22 protein-coding genes are annotated in these 22,812 nt (G+C 45.0%); 2 read left to right on the forward strand and 20 right to left on the reverse strand.

What is annotated here, in order from left to right; translation table 11 throughout:
* The first annotated feature begins 140 nt into the window (after positions 1 to 140).
* Positions 141 to 791: a thiopurine S-methyltransferase gene (locus tag ABJF92_RS09525; RefSeq protein WP_446815556.1), complete on the forward strand. Its 651-nt coding sequence runs from the start codon at positions 141 to 143 to the stop codon at positions 789 to 791.
* Positions 792 to 923: 132 nt separating this feature from the next.
* A complete protein-coding gene (locus ABJF92_RS09530) occupies positions 924 to 3,194 on the forward strand; it encodes a YgiQ family radical SAM protein (protein WP_446815557.1) in 2,271 nt (756 codons plus the stop codon).
* An 80-nt stretch (positions 3,195 to 3,274) separates the two neighbouring features.
* On the opposite strand, the gene ABJF92_RS09535 is transcribed toward ABJF92_RS09530, so the two are convergent.
* The 20 genes from ABJF92_RS09535 to sufB all read right to left on the reverse strand — a co-directional run bounded on the left by ABJF92_RS09535 (position 3,275) and on the right by sufB (position 22,796).
* Positions 3,275 to 3,925, reverse strand: coding sequence for a hypothetical protein (locus ABJF92_RS09535; RefSeq protein WP_446815558.1), 651 nt, complete (start codon positions 3,923 to 3,925; stop codon positions 3,275 to 3,277).
* Positions 3,926 to 4,080: 155 nt separating this feature from the next.
* Positions 4,081 to 5,127, reverse strand: coding sequence for a succinylglutamate desuccinylase/aspartoacylase family protein (locus tag ABJF92_RS09540; RefSeq protein WP_446815559.1), 1,047 nt, complete (start codon positions 5,125 to 5,127; stop codon positions 4,081 to 4,083).
* Entirely contained in the window at positions 5,127 to 6,032 is a 906-nt protein-coding gene (gene rimK / locus ABJF92_RS09545; protein WP_446815560.1) for a 30S ribosomal protein S6--L-glutamate ligase, read from the reverse strand. The genes ABJF92_RS09540 and rimK overlap by 1 nt, the downstream gene beginning before the upstream one ends.
* Before the next feature lie 183 nt (positions 6,033 to 6,215).
* Entirely contained in the window at positions 6,216 to 7,553 is a 1,338-nt protein-coding gene (der, locus tag ABJF92_RS09550; protein WP_446815561.1) for a ribosome biogenesis GTPase Der, read from the reverse strand.
* A gap of 82 nt (positions 7,554 to 7,635) precedes the next feature.
* Positions 7,636 to 8,769, reverse strand: a complete 1,134-nt coding sequence (gene bamB / locus ABJF92_RS09555; RefSeq protein WP_446815562.1) for an outer membrane protein assembly factor BamB — start codon at positions 8,767 to 8,769, stop codon at positions 7,636 to 7,638.
* 2 nt (positions 8,770 to 8,771) lie between these two features.
* Complete coding sequence (locus ABJF92_RS09560) at positions 8,772 to 9,413, reverse strand: YfgM family protein (RefSeq protein ID WP_446815563.1); 642 nt, start codon at positions 9,411 to 9,413, stop codon at positions 8,772 to 8,774.
* A 52-nt stretch (positions 9,414 to 9,465) separates the two neighbouring features.
* The gene (gene hisS, locus ABJF92_RS09565) at positions 9,466 to 10,743 is read right to left on the reverse strand and encodes a histidine--tRNA ligase (RefSeq protein ID WP_446815564.1); all 1,278 of its coding nucleotides are present in this window, start codon (positions 10,741 to 10,743) and stop codon (positions 9,466 to 9,468) included.
* Positions 10,744 to 10,752: 9 nt separating this feature from the next.
* Entirely contained in the window at positions 10,753 to 11,865 is a 1,113-nt protein-coding gene (gene ispG, locus ABJF92_RS09570; protein ID WP_446815565.1) for a flavodoxin-dependent (E)-4-hydroxy-3-methylbut-2-enyl-diphosphate synthase, read from the reverse strand.
* A gap of 8 nt (positions 11,866 to 11,873) precedes the next feature.
* Positions 11,874 to 12,848 carry a RodZ domain-containing protein gene (locus ABJF92_RS09575; protein WP_446815566.1) on the reverse strand — a complete coding sequence of 325 codons (975 nt, stop codon included), beginning with the start codon at positions 12,846 to 12,848 and terminating at the stop codon, positions 11,874 to 11,876.
* A gap of 1 nt (position 12,849) precedes the next feature.
* The gene (locus ABJF92_RS09580) at positions 12,850 to 13,575 is read right to left on the reverse strand and encodes a hypothetical protein (RefSeq protein ID WP_446815567.1); all 726 of its coding nucleotides are present in this window, start codon (positions 13,573 to 13,575) and stop codon (positions 12,850 to 12,852) included.
* A gap of 50 nt (positions 13,576 to 13,625) precedes the next feature.
* Complete coding sequence (rlmN, locus tag ABJF92_RS09585) at positions 13,626 to 14,741, reverse strand: 23S rRNA (adenine(2503)-C(2))-methyltransferase RlmN (protein ID WP_445975692.1); 1,116 nt, start codon at positions 14,739 to 14,741, stop codon at positions 13,626 to 13,628.
* Positions 14,742 to 14,884: 143 nt separating this feature from the next.
* On the reverse strand, positions 14,885 to 15,292 hold the full coding sequence (gene ndk / locus ABJF92_RS09590) for a nucleoside-diphosphate kinase (protein ID WP_445975691.1): 408 nt from the start codon (positions 15,290 to 15,292) through the stop codon (positions 14,885 to 14,887).
* Between the two features lie 154 nt (positions 15,293 to 15,446).
* On the reverse strand, positions 15,447 to 16,601 hold the full coding sequence (locus tag ABJF92_RS09595; protein WP_446815568.1) for an IscS subfamily cysteine desulfurase: 1,155 nt from the start codon (positions 16,599 to 16,601) through the stop codon (positions 15,447 to 15,449).
* Between the two features lie 28 nt (positions 16,602 to 16,629).
* Positions 16,630 to 17,055, reverse strand: coding sequence for a SufE family protein (locus ABJF92_RS09600; RefSeq protein ID WP_446815569.1), 426 nt, complete (start codon positions 17,053 to 17,055; stop codon positions 16,630 to 16,632).
* A gap of 116 nt (positions 17,056 to 17,171) precedes the next feature.
* Entirely contained in the window at positions 17,172 to 17,702 is a 531-nt protein-coding gene (gene sufT, locus ABJF92_RS09605; protein ID WP_446815570.1) for a putative Fe-S cluster assembly protein SufT, read from the reverse strand.
* Positions 17,703 to 17,705: 3 nt separating this feature from the next.
* Complete coding sequence (locus ABJF92_RS09610) at positions 17,706 to 18,059, reverse strand: HesB/IscA family protein (RefSeq protein WP_446815571.1); 354 nt, start codon at positions 18,057 to 18,059, stop codon at positions 17,706 to 17,708.
* A gap of 9 nt (positions 18,060 to 18,068) precedes the next feature.
* Entirely contained in the window at positions 18,069 to 19,286 is a 1,218-nt protein-coding gene (locus tag ABJF92_RS09615; RefSeq protein WP_446815572.1) for an aminotransferase class V-fold PLP-dependent enzyme, read from the reverse strand.
* Positions 19,287 to 19,297: 11 nt separating this feature from the next.
* Positions 19,298 to 20,557 carry a Fe-S cluster assembly protein SufD gene (sufD, locus tag ABJF92_RS09620; RefSeq protein ID WP_446815573.1) on the reverse strand — a complete coding sequence of 420 codons (1,260 nt, stop codon included), beginning with the start codon at positions 20,555 to 20,557 and terminating at the stop codon, positions 19,298 to 19,300.
* A gap of 3 nt (positions 20,558 to 20,560) precedes the next feature.
* Positions 20,561 to 21,346 carry a Fe-S cluster assembly ATPase SufC gene (gene sufC / locus ABJF92_RS09625; protein ID WP_446815574.1) on the reverse strand — a complete coding sequence of 262 codons (786 nt, stop codon included), beginning with the start codon at positions 21,344 to 21,346 and terminating at the stop codon, positions 20,561 to 20,563.
* A gap of 13 nt (positions 21,347 to 21,359) precedes the next feature.
* Positions 21,360 to 22,796, reverse strand: a complete 1,437-nt coding sequence (gene sufB, locus ABJF92_RS09630; protein WP_446815575.1) for a Fe-S cluster assembly protein SufB — start codon at positions 22,794 to 22,796, stop codon at positions 21,360 to 21,362.
* Positions 22,797 to 22,812: the final 16 nt, after the last annotated feature.

The raw sequence follows: 22,812 nt of genomic DNA on the forward strand, positions 1-22,812 counted from the left end.
GTAAAATACTGTTCAACAGGCTAAAAACATGGTCGCTTGAGCCTCATAGATTACCAGTGCTACCAAGCCTTTACGTTACTGGTATTTGGCTTTTTCTGCCAGCAAGACAAACTAATAATACCGCTCTATTGGAGGTTATTTTGATAACAAATGATTTTTGGCTAGACCGTTGGCAAACAGGCCGGATCGGCTTTCATCAAGAAGGCGTAAACCCTCGTTTGATAGAGTTTTGGCCTCAACTACCCAAAAACAGCCGAGTTCTAGTGCCCTTATGCGGCAAGTCTCATGATCTTATTTGGCTTGCCGAACAAGGTTATCAAGTCACTGGGGTAGAACTTTCCCCTCTGGCTGTCGTACAGTTTTTAGGAGACAACGACTTATCTTACGAAACTGAGCAACAAGGTGAGCTAAAAATCCATACTATCACGGGGCTACCTTTACGAATTATTGAAGGGGATTATTTCCACTTTCAAGAACAAGGTTTCGATGCCTGCTATGACCGAGCCGCCATGATTGCTATGCCGGAGAGTAAACGTGATCTTTATGTGGGCCATACCAAAGCTCGCCTCAAGGCTGCCCCTTTTGTGTTGCTGGTCGCGCTACAACATGACGGCACACCAGATACGCCTCCTTTTGCCGTCGACGATGATTTTATCCTCAATCACTGGGGAAACAATATTAAAAAAATAGTGAGCGAAAACCTGGTTGAAACCAATCTTCAATACAAAGAGCGTGGTTATGAGTTTTTTGAAGAAAGTGTTTGGCATATCACGGCTCCGAGCGCTTCTTGAGGGATACGAGTTTTACTATATACCTGAGCCGTTTTCTGGGATAATGCCGTGTAAATATTTATTGATAAAATCCATTTTTTGAAAGGGCTGTCTGTTTTGTCAAAAGCCCTTACAAAATCGCAAGAGTAGCCAATGATCAAACGACATAAGACCGCTAAACCATTATTTTCTTACCCATCCTATTGGGCTGAGTGCTATGGGGTTTCCCCTTTTTTACCTACCACTCGTGAAGAAATGGACCAACTTGGCTGGGACAGCTGTGATGTCATCATTGTCACAGGCGATGCTTATGTGGATCACCCAAGTTTTGGGATGGCGGTTTTAGGCAGACTTTTGGAGGCTCAAGGCTATCGGGTTGGCATTATCGACCAACCAGACTGGCGTAACGTGGATGACTTCCAGCGTTTAGGTCGTCCTAACCTGTATTTCGGTGTTACCGCTGGCAATATGGACTCTTTGATCAACCGCTATACGGCCGATTTAAAAGTGCGCAATGATGATGCCTATACGCCTTATGGAATTGGCGGTAAGCGCCCCGACCGAGCGGTAATTGTTTACTCTCAACGCTGTAAAGAAGCCTTCCAAGATGTGCCTGTCATGGTGGGTGGAATTGAAGCCAGCCTACGTCGTATAGCCCAGTATGACTACTGGAGTGATGAAGTACGTCGCTCAGTATTAATCGACTCTACCGCTGATATACTCCTGTACGGTAACGCTGAGCGAGCGATGATTGAAGTAACCCATGAACTGGCTATGGGTAAAACTTTAAATGAATTAACCAATATTCGTGGTACCACCATAGTGCGCGATATACCGCCTGGTGGTTATACAGAAATAGATTCCACACGAGTCGACTGGCCTGGCAAGGTAGATAAGATTTACAGCCCTTACGAGTACATTCCTGAAGGCAAATGCCAAACTAAAGACAACGAAGAAGACGCCGATGTGATGCCTATTCGAGTTATTCCTGCGCCATTACGACGTGGAGAGAAACTCGACCCGGAAAAAACCTATATTCGGCTACCTTCTTTTGAAAAGGTGTCAAAAGACCCTGTGCTATACGCTCATACGTCGCGTATTTTGCACCTTGAGTCTAACCCTCATAACGCCCGTGCGCTGATTCAAAAGCACGGTAAAAAAGAAATCTGGGTAAATCCACCACCAATTCCATTAGAAACACCTGAAATGGATGGTGTATTTGATTTACCTTATGCTCGTGTGCCGCATCCTAAATACAAAAAGGCCCGTATTCCAGCCTATGACATGATCAAAACATCGATCAACATCATGCGTGGCTGCTTTGGTGGTTGTACTTTTTGTTCTATCACAGAACATGAAGGCCGAGTCATACAGTCCCGATCCCACGAATCTATCTTAAGCGAGATCGAGGATATTAAGGCAAAAGTACCGGGCTTTACTGGGCATATTTCAGATCTTGGTGGCCCAACGTCTAACATGTACACCTTGAACTGTAATGATGATGAAGTGCAGGCCTCTTGCCGTAAACTGTCCTGTGTCTACCCGACCATTTGTTCAAACCTAAACACAGATCACAGCCCTACCACTCAGTTGTACCGTAAGACTCGAGCGGTCGAAGGCATCCACACTGTTTCTATCGCCTCTGGTTTACGTTATGACCTAGCAGTAGAAGACCCTGAATATGTCCGAGAATTGGTGACCCACCATGTTGGTGGTTTGTTAAAAATTGCACCGGAGCACTCTGAAAAAGACACCCTATCCAAGATGATGAAACCTGGGATGGGGACTTACGAACGCTTCAAACGCATGTTCGATAAATACTCTAAAGAAGCGGGTAAAAAGCAACATTTGATTCCTTACTTCATTGCCGCCCACCCAGGCAGTTCAGATGAAGACATGATGAATCTGGCGCTGTGGTTAAAAACCAATGACTTTAAACCCGATCAGGTACAAACCTTTTATCCGTCGCCTATGTCTTTGGCGACCGCCATGTACCATTCAGGTAAAAACCCATTAAAACCTGTTACCTATAAGAGTGAAGAAGTTTATACCCCTAAAGACCACAAGCAGCGCACTGTACAAAAAGGCTTCTTACGCTATCACGATGCCAGCAATTGGAAAGACTTAAGGAACACCCTAATACAAATGGGTCGGGCAGATTTGATTGGCCATGGTACGAATAAGCTTGTCCCCCCTGAAGATAAAGACAGACACGTTTCAAGACGCCCAAAAAATGCTAAGCCGGGGCAGCAGACTGGCGCTTCCCATACCAGTAATCGTCCAACCAATGCGAAAAACATTGCAACCGAGAAAGCTCGCAAGAAGCACAAAACTGGCCAAGCAACTCGCCCCAATGGCGCTGCCGCACCTAGCTCACACAGCCCAGCTAAAAAACGCAAAAAAGTTAAATCTCGCGTTCAATAGTTGATGACTTAAGCACAAAAAATCCCAACCCTGATCTCAAGGTTGGGATTTTTTATAACAACTAAGCTCTAGGTTAGAACTTAAGCTGACGCCTCATTAAGTATCCTATGGCTTTTGGAAACTTGTAACTGATGTTTCTTCTGATAAGACCAACAAAATACGAGCAACTCAGAAGCAGCAATAACAATCAATGTGTAGCCTAGAGTCTCTATTCCCTCTTCCACCACATTTTTAACCACACGCATGTAACCTTCGCCCATAAGCGCATGCCAAAAAGCACCTTGACCCATTAAGCGAGAGAAAGCTAAAACTGTCACTAAACCTGCTAGAAAGATACCGAAACTTGAGTGCTGAGAATATTCTTTCAATGAAGCATAAATGGCACGAAACTGACCGCGCAAGCTAAACAATGTTAGGACAATAATCAAACTCACCAACATTTGCCAAGCACCATCAAACACATAGGTGTCCAATACCGCATCCGATTCTCGTACAAACATCATAGCGAGCAAGGACGTCGTAAGTAGAGCGGCTATTTTAAGCCCTTCATGCAATCGTGCAGAAAGGTAGAACATTGCACAAGCTACCAGCAATAGAGCACTTTGCAAATATTCGACCATTGAACGTTCACTGTATTGAGCTAAAGTAAGTTGCTGGAAACCTTCAAAGGTGACCATTTGAGCGACTACAGCCACAAAAATAAGATAAAGAAACGCGCGAATAATAAACATAAGAACCTCAACTTGATTTATTTGCGATTCTAATGAAAAGCTCGACCCGCTACGATAGGTTGGAGTTAAATGACACCATGATTACATCTTTGTTACTTTATTCATGTTCATTATGAAAATAGAGACATAATAGGTGTCATTTTTATCAAATTGACTTACAACTGGGCAACAAAGCTTGGCGGAATACGATCACTGTCCATCAGTTCATCTTGCATACTCTCTACATGACATGCTACTTCATTAGGTGAGATAAAGTGGGCAATGTGATACATGGCATCCCCTTCTTGCACCAAAGGAATGTTTTGTTTACCAATGATTATGCCGCCATTTTTGCATAGCACTTGATCCAAAACGTCGCCGTAAGGGCTTTTAATCTCAGCCAGTACATCACCACTTTCAACTAGGTCACCCAGCTCTTTAATATGAGTGGTAAAGCCGCTGTCTGTGGCTCGAACCCAGCTACTGCTGCGGGCGATCCTTGGCTCAGACAAGGACCTTTTACTGCGCGATTTTGTGAGCATACCTAAGTGACGCATTACCCCAACAATACCCTTCACACCGGCGCGTATCGACAGTTCATCAAAGCGTAGCGCCTCACCCGCTTCATACAAAATAACTTTGGTGCCAACATCATCCGCACACTCACGTAATGACCCGTCCCGTAAGTTAGAGTTCAACACCACAGGAACACCAAACGCTTTAGCGATAGCCATAATGTCAGGATCGTCTAAGTTGGCACGCACTTGCGGCAAATTACTACGGTGCAAACTGCCCGTATGCAAATCGATACCATAATCCGCTTTAGCGACAATTTCACTTAAGAATCGATCCGCCACACGCCCTGCTAAGGAACCACGTTTGGAGCCAGGAAAGGAACGGTTTAAATCCCGCCTATCCGGTAAATAACGATTTTGACTCAACACCCCATAGCCGTTCACGAAGGGCACGGCAATCAAGGTTCCTTTTAGATTATCGAGATATTTGCTTTGAATAATACGACTAATAATCTCAATACCATTGAGTTCATCCCCGTGCACTGCGGCACTGATAAACAAAGTAGGACCATTGCGTTTACCTCGTTTTACATAAACAGGCATCGACATATTGGTATCAGTGTAAAGCTTCACCATAGGCAGCTCAATACGAGCCGCCCCACCTAACGGAACATCTGTTCCGCCAATAGTTAAAATGTCTTTCGCCATTAGCCTTTACCTTTGGTTTTGGTAGAGCCTGTCTCTGCGGTTTTTTCAATGTGCTGAATAATCATCGCAGCCACATCTTTGCCTGTCGCTGTCTCAATGCCTTCTAGACCGGGAGAAGAGTTCACTTCCATGATGAGAGGACCATTGTTTGAACGTAAGATATCCACACCACACATATTAAGGCCCATAGCTTTTGCTGCTTCCACGGCTGTACGACGCTCTTCTGGGGATAACTTAACCAAAGAAGCCGTGCCACCACGGTGCAAGTTGGAACGAAACTCTCCCTCGGCACCTTGGCGTTTCATGGCCGCAATCACTTTACCGCCCACGACTAAGCAGCGGATGTCGGCACCGCCTGCTTCTTTAATATACTCTTGAACCAAGATATTGGCTTTTAAGCCCATGAAGGCTTCGATAATAGATTCTGCGGTTTTATTAGACTCTGCCAACACCACACCTATGCCTTGTGTCCCTTCGAGTAGCTTGATCACCACTGGTGCACCACCGACATTTTTCAATAAGTCACTGATTTTATCAGGGTGATTGGCAAAACCTGTTTTCGGTAAACCTAGACCTTTTCGAGACATAAGCTGTAAAGAGCGCAGTTTGTCCCGAGAACGACTAATGGCGACAGATTCGTTTATGCTGTAAGTCCCCATCATTTCAAACTGTCTCACCACCGCTGTACCGTAGAAAGTAACCGATGCGCCAATACGAGGAATCACTGCATCGTATTTAGGCAAGGGCTTACCATCATATCGTACCGAAGGGTTGCTACTGGTGATGTCCATGTAGCAGTGCATAGTATCAATCACATCAACTTCGTGACCAAGTTGCTCCCCCGCTTCGACTAAACGACGGGTGGAATAAAGCCTAGGATTACGCGATAAAATGGCAATTTTCATAAATATTTTCTCGAACAGACATAGCCAGCACTTCGAAATAAAGCGCCATAAAAAGGAAGGAATCCGATGTCGCGAGAATAGTCAATAACGTGGATTTTAGAAAGAAAATTTATGTATTTTTGCTAAAAAAATGCCCCTCTTTGTAAGCAAAGAAGGGCATGACTTCATCTGAATAAAAGTCGTTTATTTTTTCGGAGCAAAAGGGTTCTCTGAAGAGTTAAATTCAAAGGAAATCGGCGTGCCAGTGATATTCAGTACCGTCCTAAATTTATTCTCTAGGTAGCGCTTATAGCTCCCTGGTAAAGAGTTTGTCTGATTACCATGAACCACAATACGCGGAGGGTTGGACCCACCTTGGTGAGCATAGCGTAGTTTAATGCGGCGGCCATTAACCATAGGTGGCTGATGCTCACTTACGGCATCTTCCAAAATACGCGTCAAACGGTTGGTTGACCATTTCGCATAACAAGACTCATAAGTACTTTCGATGGTATCGTATAAATCACCAACCGCCGTACCATGTAAGGCTGAAATATAGTGAACCTTAGCGTAAGGTACGAAGCCTAAGCGACGTTCAACTTCTTTCTTAATATGCTCACGCTCATCTTTCGCCAAGCCATCCCACTTGTTGATCGCGATAACTACACCACGACCGGCATCGAGCACATAGCCAATCATATGCAAGTCTTGTTCAACTAAGTCTTCGTGACCGTCTATCACGACGATCACCACATTAGCGTCTTGGATCGCTTGTAGCGTTTTAACAATCGAGAATTTTTCAACGGCTTCTTTAACATGCTTACGACGACGCACGCCCGCAGTATCTATCAGAGTGTATTCTTTATCATGACGCACATAGGGAATGTAGACACTGTCACGGGTTGTACCCGGCATGTCATACACCACCACTCGATCTTCACCCAGCATACGGTTGACTAGCGTTGACTTACCAACGTTTGGACGACCAACCACACCAATACGAATGCCTTTAGAAGACAAGCTAATTTGACTCTTGGCTTCTTCAACCTGTTCAGCAAACGGCAACATAACCTTATCAAGTAAGATATGTACCCCTTTACCATGGGCGGCAGCGATAGGATGTAACTCACCAAGGCCCAAGGAGTAAAAGTCAGCCAATGCGATATCTTCATTAATACCGTCAGTCTTATTGACGACGAGAGAGACAGGCTTATTGGAGCGGCGTAAATGATTCGCAATCATCTCATCAGCAGGATTAAGCCCGTGGCGACCATCCACTAAGAATAAAACCGCATCTGCCTCTTCAATTGCTAGCAAAGATTGGCGAGCCATTTTCTCGTCAATCCCCTGCTCATCACCACTGATACCACCAGTATCAATAACAATAAATTCATGCTCTCCAACTTTTCCGTCACCGTATTTACGGTCACGAGTTAAGCCAGGATAATCTGCAACCAAGGCATCACGGGAGCGTGTTAAACGGTTGAAGAGAGTCGATTTGCCAACATTGGGTCTACCTACCAATGCAATTACTGGAATCATTTTTTTACCTATAAAAATACAAAAGTGGCTGTCACTCCGTAAAGAAGTGACAGCCTCTTAAAAAATCGCTAATAAAGAAATCTTAATAATTTCTGTAGCTTAATGCAGTGATACCGGCTTTGGCAGTGATGACAAAGAGCTTATCGCCATTTGAAACCATACGCCCACCATAGGGAACATCTGCTTCTACTATTCTTCGTCCTTTCACTTCGCCCGTTACGAGATCGAGCAAGTGGACATAACTACCACGATCAAGCACAGCCACATAGTCCTTCAGGAACACAGGGGCTAATAAGTCACGATCCGCTAGACTTTCATTAGTCCACAACTCAGAGCCATTTTTGGCGTTAAAAGCCAAAACCCTGCTGTCAACGTCGACAACTGAGAGGATATCTCCTGAGATAGCGACACCTACAGAGCTGGATACACTACGTTGCCAAACTGGTCGACCAGTGTCGATGGACAATGCCGCAAGGGTGCCATTATAAGCCGCTGCGTATACAATACCATCTTTTACCGCAAGTCTTCCGTCTACATCGCTTAAGCGCTCAATTTCATAACGACCTTCTGGTTTACCAACCTCGTAAGACCAAAGTAAATCACCTGAATTTAAGTCATATGTTTTAAGCTCACCGTTCGCTAAACCGACAATAAGTTTACCTTCAGAGATCACTGGAACACTGGTGCCACGGATCGTTAATGCGGGTAAGTCTTCCTTCACTCGCCAGAGAATTTCACCGTTACTAGCATCTAAAACACTTAACCAGCCGTCAGCAGTTTGTACCGCTAGCTTACCGGCTGCATAGGCAGATTCAGATAAAATTTCCGAGCTTAGCGGCTTTTCCCATAAAACCTTTTCTTCACTGATGGAAACCGCGACTAATTTCGCATCATAAGTGCCGTAATAGAGAGTGTCTGCGTTGCGAGTCACCCCTGTGCTTGGCTCATAATCTGTGTAAATAAAGACTTTCTTGCGGCCATCATCCTGTACTACCTGATATACAGTGCCTTTATCGGTTACGAAAAATAAGTCACCTTCATCCGCCAATAAATTTAATCTAGCACCAGGTTTTCCATACCTAGCATCAACACCGATTTGCCAAGCAGTTTGCAGTTCTACCTTGCTATCGATCGGTGGCGGCTTAGGTAGTGCTGAAGAACACCCTTGCAATACTAAAAATGCCGATAGTATGCCGACCAAAAGTGACTTACTCATAGTTAGCCTTTTACTAAGTCTTTAAGTTTAATGTCTAATAATGGGTGAGTAACACCCGTTGCCAAAGCAGCTTCAGCTTCTTCATAAGCAACACGCGCTTCATCACGCTTACCTTGCATAATTAAAGCATCACCTGTTAGTTCATGCTTTTGCGCCATAAATTCTGCCGCGGTGACTTTATTCAGTTGCGCCAAAGCACCGTCGAAGTCATTCGTTTGTAGACGTAATTGAGCAATACGCAAATTCGTAATCGCAATGAATGAGGCATCTTCTGTGTTATCAAGAGCTGTTTCTAAGGTCGTGATAGCTTGATCATACTCACCGTTTTCAGCGCTCACTCGTGCACTGAAAAGCTTAGCAAACATGGCATAGCCTGTATCACTGTAATCATCATTTAATTGCTGTGCGATAAAAGTAACAGTTTTTTGGTTAGCCTCAACAGATAGATCTGCAGAAGCCTGCACTAAATTTTGGTACAGCTCAGACGCTTCACTGGTATGGTTTAGCTTGCTGGTTTGCCAAGCCTGGAAACCAAAATAACCACCAACACCAACCGCAACAGCTAACACTAACGCCGTGCCATTCTTTTTCCACCAGGTTTTAAACGCTTCAATTTGTTCTTCTTCTGTCTTTAGTTCAGACATTGTTAGTTCCTTATACCGGTTCAGCACTCTAGCAAGAGTATGACAACTGGGATTAATTAAATTGTGATTCTAAATATTTAGCGACATCTACCAATTCACAGCTCTGCTGCTCGCCCGTCAGCATATTTTTCACTTGGCAAAGGCCTTTATCTACTTCTTCCTGACCAAGAATCAGCGTAAATTGCGCTCCTGACTTATCGGCCTTCTTCATTTGATTCTTAAAATTACCGCCGCCACAATGACGCAACACAACCCAATCTTGCAGATGGCTTCGTAAGGTTTCAGCCAGTACACTGGAAGCAAGTTCAGCATCGTCACCGAAACTGGCAATAAAGATATCAGTTCTTTCTTTCGCTGCTACTGGGATCAAGTCTAGTGTTTCTAAAAGCAATACTAGACGCTCAACGCCCATTGCAAAACCAACCCCAGGAGTCGATTTACCACCAAGCTGCTCAACCAGTCCGTCATAACGGCCACCAGCACAAATCGTCGCTTGTGAGCCTAAGTGACTGGTCACCCATTCAAATACGGTTTTTCCATAGTAATCCAAACCACGTACCAGACGGCGGTTAATCACAAATGAAATGCCATTCGCCGTTAACATGGCTTGCAAGCGATCAAAATGCGCTTGAGACTCTTCGCCAATAAAGTCTTCTAGATTTGGTGCGCCTTCTAAGACCTGTTGGGTTTTTGTGTCTTTTGAATCAAGAATCCTTAGAGGGTTCGTCATCAGACGGCGTTGGCTGTCTTCATCCAAATCGTCTTTATAGGTCGTTAAATATTCCACCAAGGCGGCTTTATAGGTTTCACGTTCACTGGCTAAACCGATTGTGTTTAGCTGTAATTCAACCTGCTCAATTAACCCTAGTTGCTGCCAAAGACGGGCAGTCAAAATAATTAACTCCGCGTCCGCATCGGCACTCGGCATACCAAAAGATTCCACACCGATTTGGTGGAACTGACGGTAGCGACCCTTTTGAGGGCGCTCGTAACGGAACATTGGCCCTATATACCAAAGTCTTTGTACTTGGTTATAAAGCAAACCCGCTTGGTCAGCAGCACGAACACAACTGGCTGTACCTTCAGGACGAAGAGTCAGTGATTCACCATTACGGTCGTCAAAGGTGTACATTTCTTTTTCAACAATGTCGGTGGCTTCTCCGACACCGCGTTTAAACAAATCCGTATTTTCTACTACGGGAAAACGTATTTGCTGATAACCATAAGACTTAACGACATCAGCTACTGTCTTTTCGAGATACTGCCATACAGAGGATTGACCAGGGAGAATGTCATTCATTCCTCGAATCGCTTGAATTTTTCGTGCCACACCCATTCCTTAATCTTTTGCGATAATATTCGCGTTTTCGCGCTCTTTTACAGCGGCTTTTTCACGTATCATTTTTTCTAAATCGTCTACTAGCGTTTCATTCTTGGTTTTGCTGCTAGGCTTACCGTCTTGATACACCAAATTATTTGGAGAGCCACCAGCAAGACCGATATCCGCCTCTTTCGCTTCACCCGGTCCATTCACAACACACCCAATCACCGCCACATCCATTGGCACTACTATATCTTCTAGACGCTCCTCTAGTTGGTTCATGGTTTTGATGACATCAAAATTTTGACGAGAGCAGCTCGGGCAAGCAATAAAGTTAATACCACGATTACGCAGTTTCAAACTACGTAGCATATCCCAACCCACTTTGATTTCTTGCACCGGGTCAGCGGCTAGTGACACACGCAACGTGTCACCTATACCATCCATTAGTAACAAGCCTAAACCGATAGAAGACTTCACTGTACCTGAGCGTAAGCCACCAGCTTCAGTAATACCAAGGTGTAAAGGATTATCAATCTGGTTGGCTATTTTTCGATACGCTTCGACTGTCATAAAGACATCGGAGGCTTTCAAGCTTAATTTGTATTCATGAAAATCAAGCTCATCAAAATATTGGATTTGTCGGAATGCGGATTCAACTAATGCGTCAGGTGTTGGTTCACCGTATTTTTTCTGTAAGTCTTTTTCGAGAGAGCCTGCATTAACACCAATTCGAATTGGTATATTTTTATCTCTAGCACAATCAACAACGGCACGAACACGATCTTTGTTACCAATATTCCCAGGGTTGATACGCAGGCAATCTACACCGTATTCGGCAACTTTTAGCGCGATTTTATAATCGAAATGGATATCAGCAACCAACGGAACATCAACTTGCTGGCGAATGAGCTTAAAAGCTTCTGCGGCATCCATAGAAGGCACAGAGACACGAACAATATCTGCTCCTGCTTCGGCAATAGCACGAATCTGTGCGACCGTTGCCTCCACATCACAAGTTTCGGTGTTCGTCATACTTTGCACGCTGATAGGCGCACCACCGCCCACAGGAACATTTCCTACCATAATTTGGCGAGAGTGGCGACGTTTTATCGGAGATTCAAAATGCATAAATTTCTCTACTTGAGCTCAAAGCGAGCCAAATCTTTCCCTACAAATGATGAAAAGTCGAATTGTTCACCTTTGTATACCAAAGACGAAACGCCCGGTGCATAACCTAATACCACACGGTACGGGGCTTGGCCGTTCAAAGTCAGTTGACTACCAGCAGATTTCACACCGGAATACAAAATTCTGCCGCTATTATCGCGTACTTCGGTCCAACAATCAGCTGAAAAATCCATCACTATCTCATCTTTGTAACTGGATACTGGCGCTGATTCCGGAGTGGTCGTTAAAGGCGCTTTAACCGTCGCTTGCTTGGTCGCTTGAACAACCACCTCCTCACTCACTCCAGCCTCTTCGAGTAAGGCAAGTTTTTCTGCGGAAAGACCTGTCACAACGTCTTCATCACTAGATAAATCGACAATAGGATCAATTACGCTAGTTTGTTCTGGAAGAGTCGCTAAATCTTGAGTCACCACATCGTCTGATAAATTAGGCTGGACACTTTGTTGTTCACTGGAAGACTCTTGCTGTGTATCGGGCAGAGTAGCGGGAATCCCCTCATCATCTTGAGATAAGGTCGGCCACCAGAAAGCCAGAAAGATAATGACAGCCGCAATCAAGACAGATATCAGCACAATAATGGGATCACCCAAATGAGTCTGTTTATTAACTTTATCGACAGGTTTTATGTTTGGTTCAGGTGAGGCTTTTAGGCTATCAAATGCGGCAATCATAGCCACTTCGTTTAGCTTAACCAAACGACAGTAACTTTTTAGAAAACCGCGAGCAAACGTGATGGAACGGAATTTTTCAAACTGATTCGCCTCTAGGGCGCGAACCTGCTCAATAGATATTTTAAGGGCGGTTGCAACTTGACGCTCGTCTAATTCTAAAGCAATACGTTGTGATGTTAATGTTGCGCCAATATTAATGTTAGTTGACCCCGCTGTATCGGTAGCGGCATCCATTTGTGGTTCAGTTGTCATGTTAATACCTTGAGCTATTCAGGCACGAAAAAGCGCTCGCAGATGAATACAGTGTAAGGTCAGTCTCGCGTGCGTTTACTTGCCGCGACAGACAATTGTATTCTTCAAAATGCACCGAGTGTCGGGCAATTTTTTTATCCGCCTGAATGTTTTTTAAAATAAGGCGAGCAGTTGTTAAGTTGTCTTGTATTAAAACAAGATTGAGCTCTGTCATCAAACCTAACAGGGGTAAATCCGCAATTTCTTTTGCTTCTTTTATAGCTACAGTCGCTAAGTTTACATCATATTGACGTATTGCACATCGAGCGAGGTTAATCCACACAGACTGGCGTATTGAAAGCCCCTTGTTACTGGCTTTTCTAAACGCCTCGCAAGCGTCTTGCCACGCCCCTACTTGTCCGAGCAGGACCCCATAATTATTAAGAAGAAAGTCGTCTTCAGAAAAGTGCAACAATCCCTCTTTGTGTACCACCATAGCACTGATTGAATTCTCTACACTCAAAGCATACAGACTTTTTAGCCGCCAATACTCTAGTTGACGTCCAGATTCTGGGGTTAGTTCCAATTGCGTCTTTGCTTGTGACCACTGGCCAAGTAAGAGATGGGTTTGTATTAAGGCTAGGCGCTCCACATGACTAAGTGCCTGACGAGCTGGAGGTACGGGTTGATAGCTACAAGCAGAACAAATTAATACACTGCAGCTTAGCAGTAAAGGTAAGTGGCGCATTATGACATCCTTGTCTCTAAAGCGTTGTTTACGTTTAGCTTTTCATTATATTAGCTTTTTACTTCTCGTAACTCGATATACTTTTGGCTACGTCGAGTTTTATCGTGGAAGTCTCCAACTAGCTGACCACAAGCGGCATCGATGTCATCCCCTCGGGTGGTTCGCACTGTGACAGTATAGCCCGCATCTGCCAGAATTTTCTGGAAACGACGTGTGCGGTTATTAGAAGGCTTCTCATAACCAGAATGCGGGAAAGGGTTAAAAGGAATCAAGTTAATCTTACACTCTAAATCCTTCAACAAGTCTGCCAGCTCAACTGCTTGCTCTTCATTATCATTGACCCCAGACATCAAGGTGTACTCGATGGTGATATGGCGTTTATCAGGCAAGTTCTCTAGATAATGCTGACAAGCTTCGAGTAATTCAGCAATTGGGTACTTTTTGTTAATCGGCACCAATTCATTACGTAGCGGATCATTAGGCGCATGCAAAGAAATGGCTAACGACACATCCGTGCGTTTTACCAATTCATAGATCTTTGGCACGACGCCAGACGTACTCAAAGTCACACGGCGCTTTGATAGACCGTATGCATGGTCATGCATCATGAGAATCATGGCATCCACCACAGGCTCAAAGTTCATCAAGGGCTCACCCATACCCATCATTACCACGTTGGTCACTCGGCGTGGGCCATTTGGGTCCATGGGGCCAAAGGATTTAATCGCAATCCAAACCTGACCGATGATTTCTGCCGGTGTTAAGTTACGATTAAAGCCCTGCTTACCGGTCGAACAAAAACTGCAATCAAGAGAACAACCTACTTGTGACGAAACACACAAGGTTGCTCGATCACCATCAGGAATAAGTACGGTTTCTACACAGTCGTTTTTGCCACCTTCCGTGCGTATGATCCACTTTCGAGTACCATCTTGAGATATGTTTTGCGACACAACTTCGGGCGCACGAATCTCACAAATTGTTTCCAGCTTAGCGCGCAAGGCTTTACTAACATCGGTCATTTCATCGAAACTTTCCGCGCCTTTTTGATGTATCCATTTCAACACCTGGGTAGCACGGAATTTTTTCTCACCGATTGATTCGAAAAACTCAATCAGTTTCTCAGGGGATAAACCCAACAGGTTTACTTTTTTGATGTCAGTCATAGTCTTGTATCACTTGCTGTAAGTAGCATAAATTATAAACGAAAAAAGCTTCTGAAAAGATTTGTCTTTTCAGAAGCCTCTGTAAAAAAACGGGCCTAGGCCCGTTTCTCACAATATTAAGAGCAACTTGGCTCTTAATATGATTACTTACCGAAGAAGTAAGCGATTTCGCGAGCAGCAGATTCTGCAGAGTCAGAACCGTGTACTGCATTGGCATCGATAGATGCTGCGTAGTCTGCACGTAAAGTGCCGGCTGCCGCTTCTTTAGGATTCGTTGCGCCCATAAGCTCACGGTGGCGTAGAACAGCACCTTCACCTTCAAGAACAGAAACAACAACAGGACCAGAAGTCATGAAAGCAACCAAGTCTTTGTAGAAAGGACGCTCTTTATGCTCAGCGTAGAAACCACCCGCCAACTCGTCGTCTAGTTGAATCATTTTTGCTTCAACAATTTTAAAACCAGCACGCTCGAAACGAGTGTAGATTTCGCCAATTACGTTTTTCGCAACAGCATCAGGCTTGATGATAGATAGAGTGCGTTCTAACGCCATGATATAACTCCAAATTAACAATTGATGGATGCTGATTATCAACACCCAGGACATAAAAGATTAGCGCGTGGATTATACGCATCAATTGGTTAAAATTGTATGCTCAAATGAACATAAATTAAGCAATTTTAAATTAAAATGGCTTTTTATAAAATTAACCTTGGCCTCTTAGGCTAGTCACAGCGTGTTTAATGGTCTGAGCAGCAAAATCTATGTCTTCAGCACGGGTAAAGCGCCCAACAGATAAACGCAACGAACTGTGTGCTAACTGTTCAGATAAACCAATGGCACGTAACACATAAGAAGGCTCTAAACTTGCGGAAGTACACGCGGAGCCAGATGAAACAGCCACATCCGCTAAGGACATCAGTAAGACTTCACCATCTACATCATCAAAACCAACATTGATAACGCCCGCCACGCGAGAAACAGAATCACCGTTTAAGTGCACGCCAGGAATTTCATTCAATGACAACCACAAGCGCTCACGCAGAGCTTGAATTCTACTGCAATCATCCTGCATCTCTTCACCAGCCAACTTGAAGGCTGCACCCATGCCAACAATTTGGTGAGTTGGCAAGGTACCAGAACGCATACCTCGCTCATGACCACCACCGTGCATTTGCGCTAGCAGCTTCACTTTGGGAGAACGACTGACATACAAGGCACCAATCCCTTTCGGCCCATAAGTCTTGTGGGCAGTAAGTGACATTAAGTCCACCTTCATCGCTTTAACATCAATCGCAACCTTGCCCGTCGTTTGTGCAGCATCCACATGAAGGAAAACGTTATTTTTGCGTGTTATATCTCCCACAGCACTAATATCCGTCAATGTGCCCAGTTCATTATTACCATGCATTAACGATACAAGAATTGTGTCTTCTCTTAACGCCGCAGACACTTGAGCTGGCGATATCATGCCATGCTCATCAGGCTGTAGATAGGTGACTTCAAAGCCTTCTAGTTCCAACTGTTTACAAGGATCAAGCACGGCTTTGTGCTCAATCATAGAAGTGATGATATGACGGCCTTTCTGGCGATAGGCTTGTGCAACCCCTTTCAAAGCGAGGTTATTTGCTTCCGTCGCCCCCGATGTCCAAACAATCTCTCTTGTATCAGCACCGATCAGCTGCGCCACCTGCATACGAGCTTCTTCCACCGCTTCTTCCGCTTGCCAACCAAAAAGGTGCGAGCGTGAGGCAGGGTTACCGAAGTTGCCGTCTTGAGTAAGGCAAGCCATCATTTGTTCAGCAACTCTTGGGTCAACAGGCGTGGTGGCAGAGTTATCAAGATATACTGGGTTGTTCATTCTCACTCCGAAAGCGGGTTATATAGTTTTAAGCGGCAGCTTGGGCGATAGATTGGATGCGTGCAACAATTGAACGTAGACCATTACCACGGGTCGGGCTAAGGTGGCGTTCTAAATCTAAATCGGAGAAGTATTGGTTGATGTCAAAAGCCAAGACCTGCTCTGGGGTTTTCTTATCATACGCGGCCATTACCAAACCCAATAAACCACGCACTATGATGGCATCGCTGTCTACAGCAAAGCTGAGTACTTCTCCGGCCACATTATCTTGATAGCTGTCTGGTTGAATCCAGACATTACTTTGACAACCTTTCACTAAACGCTCAGCAGTGCGCCACTCATCATCAAATGCGGGCAAAGATTTACCTAAGTCTATGATGTACTTGTACTTGTCTTCCCAGTCATCAAAAAACTCCATGTCTTCAACAATATCTTCGGTACTTGGTAGAGACATAAGCCCTCTTCAATCAATTCTTCAGCCCAACAAGTGCTGAGCAGTTATAAACAAAAACGACCTTAAGAGTCGTCATTAAGGTCGTCACGGGACATTATTATAAACGTCTACGGAGCTTAGAAAAACAATCCAGCTTCTAGCTGCGCTTCTTCACTCATCATTTCACGTGACCATGGTGGATCAAATACCAACTCAACCTTTACTGAATGAACATTTGGCACTTTCGCCACTCGGTATTCCACATCTCCAACCAGTACAGGCCCCATACCACAACCCGGTGCAGTGAGTGTCATCTGGATGGCAACAGCTTTTTTAGCTTGGTCCAATTGCACACTATAAATCAAGCCTAGCGATACCAAGCTAATCGGAATTTCAGGGTCAAACACACTGTCTAACGCCTGCCAGACTTGCTCTTCGTGAATTTTATCTCCACCTAGATCCTCAAAACTCAACACATCTGCTTGCTGACCTATCGCTTGAGCGTCCATACCATCAATGCGCAACATATTACCTTGCCAAGTAACGGTGTAGTTGCCGCCCAGACTTTGATTAATGGTAATAAATTGACCTTCAGGAATCATCACAGGCTCACCACTAGGCACTCTTCGGGCCGGGCAAGCTTGCTGGGTTACAACCATTTTTTGCATGGACTATTGGCTCACACTAAAGCTTTCGCCACAGCCACACTCAGCCACAACGTTAGGATTATTAAATTTCACGACTTGATTCACGCCTTCGCGAACCAAATCAATTTCTGTGCCCTTCAACATGGTTGCAGAATCTTTCGCAACCGCTAGCGTGACACCACCAAAAGCTAATATTGTATCTTCTGGTTCGGCTTGCTCAACAATATCCAAAACATAAGCAAACCCAGTACAACCACTCTCTTTGGTGCTTAAGCGAATAAGCTTACCTGGTTGCTTCACCAGCTTCGATGCAAAATATTTCTCCGCCGCCGCGGTCAAAGACACGCTTGAGATAGGATCAAAAGTTGTTGCTGTCATCACGACCTCCTAAGCCAACATGCTGCGCACTTTTTTTAGTGCAGCAAATAAAGCGTCTACTTCTTCTAACGTATTATAAATCGAGAAAGAAGCTCGAGCAGTTCCCGGTACACCAAAGCGCGCCATTAATGGCTGGGCACAGTGATCACCGGTGCGAATAGCGATACCTTGTCGGTCTAGTAAAAAGCCGATATCTGCCGGGTGCCCTTGGTCCATCACAAAACTTAGCACACCAATTTTATGTTTCGCTTGACCGATAATAGTTAAGCCTTCAAAAGCTTCTGCCAAATTAGTCGCATGGTCTAATAAGGCTTTTTCATGAGCCACAACCGCTTCATGATCAAGGCTTTGTAACCAACGAATGGCCTCGCCCATGGCGATCGCATCGGCTACATTTGGAGTACCTGCCTCAAAACGATGGGGCAACACATTCCATGTAGCATCTTGCAAGGTGACCGTAGAGATCATCTCTCCACCGGTACGCCACACAGGCCAATTTTCCAGTAACTCAGCGCGCCCCCACAAAACACCTATACCCATTGGCGCGTAGATTTTATGTCCCGAAAAGGCATAAAAATCACAACCGATATCTTGCACATCGACCTTGGCGTGAGCGGCACCTTGTGCACCATCCACCAGCACCCAAGCATCAACAGCTTTAGCCATTTTCGTCATTTCTTTAATAGGGTTAACCGTACCCAAAGCATTAGACACATGCGGAAAAGCGACAAATCGCGTACGCTCGTTTAATAGCTCAGCGTATATTTCAAGGTCCAAATCCCCTTGATCCGTTACAGGCACGATTTTTAGTGTTGCACCGGCACGCTTACAAGCCTGTTGCCAAGTCACGATATTGGCATGGTGCTCCATGCCGGTCGCAATCACTTCGTCGCCTGTTGAAAGCAGTTGCCCCAAGCCATTGGCGATCAGGTTAATACCTTCAGTAGTACCGGTTGTCCAGATCACCTCTTCTCGGGCAGGGGCATTAATAAAGTCTTTTACAATATCGCGAGCTGCTTCAAAGTTTCGAGTGGCTTCATCCGCAAGACGGTGAGCCCCTCGGTGAACATTGGAGTTGTTGGTGGTGTAATACTCAACCAAAGCATCGATCACGCATTGAGGTTTCTGCGTGGTGGCTGCATTATCTAGATATACCAACGGATGCCCATCAATTTCACGCAGTAGGATGGGAAACTCTTTGCGTATTGCCGCTACATCAAAACTCATCAATTACTCGCTTATTTCACTTCCATTTGCGCAAAGCGCTCACGGATAATAGGACGAATCCACTCGGCTAATGCTTCATTCGGCATTAGGTCGATTAACTCATTGATAAAACCAAAGTTCAGCATCACCTGAGCTCTTGAACGACTGACGCCACGAGTTTGCAGGTAATACAAAGCCTGTTTGTCGATTTCAGCGACAGTTGCACCATGGGCACAACGCACATCATCGGCGTAAATTTCCAATTCAGGCTTAGTGTTAATTTCGGCTTTGTCGGACATCAATAGATTGCGGTTATTCAGCTCTGCCAAGGTTTTTTGCGCATCTCGGTGAATATGAATGCGTCCATTGAAAACCGCACGTGCACGGTCAGCTACTATGCCGCGTACATTTTCTTCGGTAGTACCGTTAGGCATGGCATGTTCAACGGTGGCGTGCAAATCAAACAGCTCTTTACCATCCAATAGGTACATGGCATTTAGCTTAGCGTCTGCGTGTTCACCCGCATGAATGATATCTGTATCCAAGCGAGATAGATCACTACCAAAGCCGACAATAGTGCTGTGCATGGTCGACTTGTTATTTAGCTTAAAGTGACTACCACCCAGGCTCACATTACTATCCGTTTGCAAAGCAAAACGGTAATGCTCTAGGTGAGCTTCATCGGCAATATCGTATTCAACAAAGGCGGTGCTCAGGCTTTCACCTTGGGCCTGTACATCTTCGATTATGGTCGCACGCGCTTCATTTCCTAGTCGTACTAGTACACGAGTATGAGACTCGGCCCCGGCACTTAACAAAGAGCTGATACGGATTGGCTGAGTGATACTTGCACCCGCTTCAACTTGCACAAGAATAACGTCTTCCACTAGAGCGTCGTTCACTAAACCAAACAGGTGACGAGCAGGCTTGATAGCCGAAACTTGCTCTAGAGCTTGGCTTTGAGCCTCATCCGCAAGTTCACTCCCCAAATGAATGGACAAACCTGCCGGCAACTGAGACGTCGACTGTTGACGATCAAACTGACCGTTAACAAACACCAACTCAATTGCATTTAAATTATTGACACTAACAGGCGCTAGACCGTTCTCTGGCGCCATCACTTTAGCGGCTGAACGCTCGACACTTCTTAGCGGCGTATAGCGCCAAGCTTCTGTCTTGCGCGTCGGCCAAGGAGTTTGCGTCAGTTGTGCGACGGCTTCAGCTCGTTTAGGTGCCAGCCAATCGCTGCCCCCTTGCCCACGAGCAATGGCATTCGATAACCATTCGCTCATGCCTTACCCCTCAAGCTCGTCTTCAGCAGGTTCGCTTTGTAACCAAGCATAACCCTGTGCTTCCAATTCTTTCGCTAGAGATGCATCGCCACTCTTAACAATTTTTCCATCTGCTAATACGTGAACGAAATCAGGTTTAATGTAGTCAAGCAAACGCTGGTAATGCGTCACTACGATAAAGCTACGATCCGCTGTGCGCTGGCTATTTACACCCGCTGCAACCACTTGCATCGCGTCGATATCTAGACCTGAATCCGTCTCATCCAAAATACATAGTTTGGGTTTCAACAGCAGCATTTGCATCAATTCGTTACGCTTTTTCTCGCCACCAGAGAAGCCTTCGTTCACACCACGCTTTAGGAAAGAAATAGGCAGATTAACTTGCTTACAAGCCGCTTTCGCTTCTTTCAAAAAGTCCGCTGAAGTGACAGCTTCTTCACCACGAGCTTCACGCTGGGCGTCTACCGCCGCTTTCAAAAACTCAAGGTTACTAACACCCGGAATTTCAACAGGGTATTGGAAAGCCAAAAACAAGCCAGCACGGGCACGTTCTTCCGTTTCCATTTCTAATAGGTCTTCGCCTGCCAAGGTAACGCTGCCACTCTCTACTGAGTAGCCGTCACGACCTGACAAAACATAACCCATAGTACTTTTACCCGCACCGTTAGGGCCCATAATGGCATGTACTTCGCCAGGCTTAATATCTAGGCTTAAGCCTTTAATAATGTTTTTCTCTTCAACGCTGGCGTGCAAATCTTTTATCGTCAACAGACTATTGGTGTTCGACATTTTCTCTAATTCCTTAACCTACAGAGCCTTCAAGGCTAATTTCTAGTAACTTGCCCGCTTCTACGGCAAATTCCATCGGTAATTCTTTAAACACTTCCTTACAGAAGCCATTCACTATCATGGAAACAGCTTTTTCAGGGTCTAGACCACGTTGTTGGCAAAGAAACATTTGTTCATCGCTCACTTTAGATGTGGTCGCTTCATGCTCGACAATGGCGGACGGGTTACGGCTTTCCACATAAGGAAAAGTATGGGCACCACATTGATCGCCAATCAACAAAGAGTCACACTGGGTAAAGTTACGAGCACCTTGTGCGCCTGGATTCATACGAACGAGACCACGGTAGCTGTTGTTACTCTTACCTGCTGAAATACCTTTTGAGATGATGGTGGACTTGGTATTTTTGCCAAGGTGGATCATCTTGGTACCTGTGTCCGCCTGCTGACGACCACGAGTTAGGGCAACGGAGTAAAATTCGCCAATACTGTTATCGCCTTTCAAAATACAGCTTGGGTATTTCCAAGTAACCGATGAGCCTGTTTCCACTTGAGTCCAAGAAATTTTGGCACTGGTATGGCAAATACCGCGTTTGGTCACGAAGTTATAAATGCCGCCTTTACCTTCTTCATCCCCTGGGTACCAGTTTTGCACTGTAGAATATTTAATTTCTGCTTCATCCAAGGCAACCAGTTCAACCACCGCTGCATGCAATTGGTTTTCATCACGCTGCGGTGCGGTACAACCTTCAAGGTAACTTACATGACTGCCTTCATCGGCAATGATAAGCGTCCGTTCAAACTGCCCTGTATTCTGCTCGTTAATACGGAAATAGGTTGAAAGCTCCATAGGGCAACGAGTGCCTTTTGGAATGTAAACAAACGAACCGTCGGTGAACACTGCGCAGTTAAGTGCGGAGTAATAGTTATCTTTTGTCGGTACGACGCTACCAAGATATTTTTTAACAAGATCTGGGTATTTTTGAATAGCTTCTGAAATCGGGCAAAAAATAACCCCAGCTTCTTCAAGCTTGTCGCGGAAGGTGGTTACAACGGAGACAGAGTCAAACACAGCATCAACGGCGATACCCGCCAACATCTGCTGTTCGATAAGAGGAATACCCAGTTTTTCGTAGGTACGAAGTAACTCTGGATCCACTTCATCCAAAGACTTTGGCTTATCTTTCATACTCTTTGGTGCTGAGTAATAAGAGATCGCTTGGAAGTCGATTTTCGGATAATGAACGTGGGCCCAATCAGGCTCTTCCATTTCAGACCAGACACGAAAGGCATTTAAACGCCATTCTAGCATCCACTCTGGCTCGTGTTTCATTGCTGAAATACGTCGGATCACACTTTCATCTAAGCCAGGCTCAAATGTTTCTGATTCCACATCAGAAACAAAACCGGCTTCGTATTCCCGTGCCAGCGCCTTATCTATCTGCTCAGTCATAATAACACTCACTCAT

Source organism: Marinomonas sp. (assembly GCF_039940335.1).
GTDB lineage: Bacteria > Pseudomonadota > Gammaproteobacteria > Pseudomonadales > Marinomonadaceae > Marinomonas.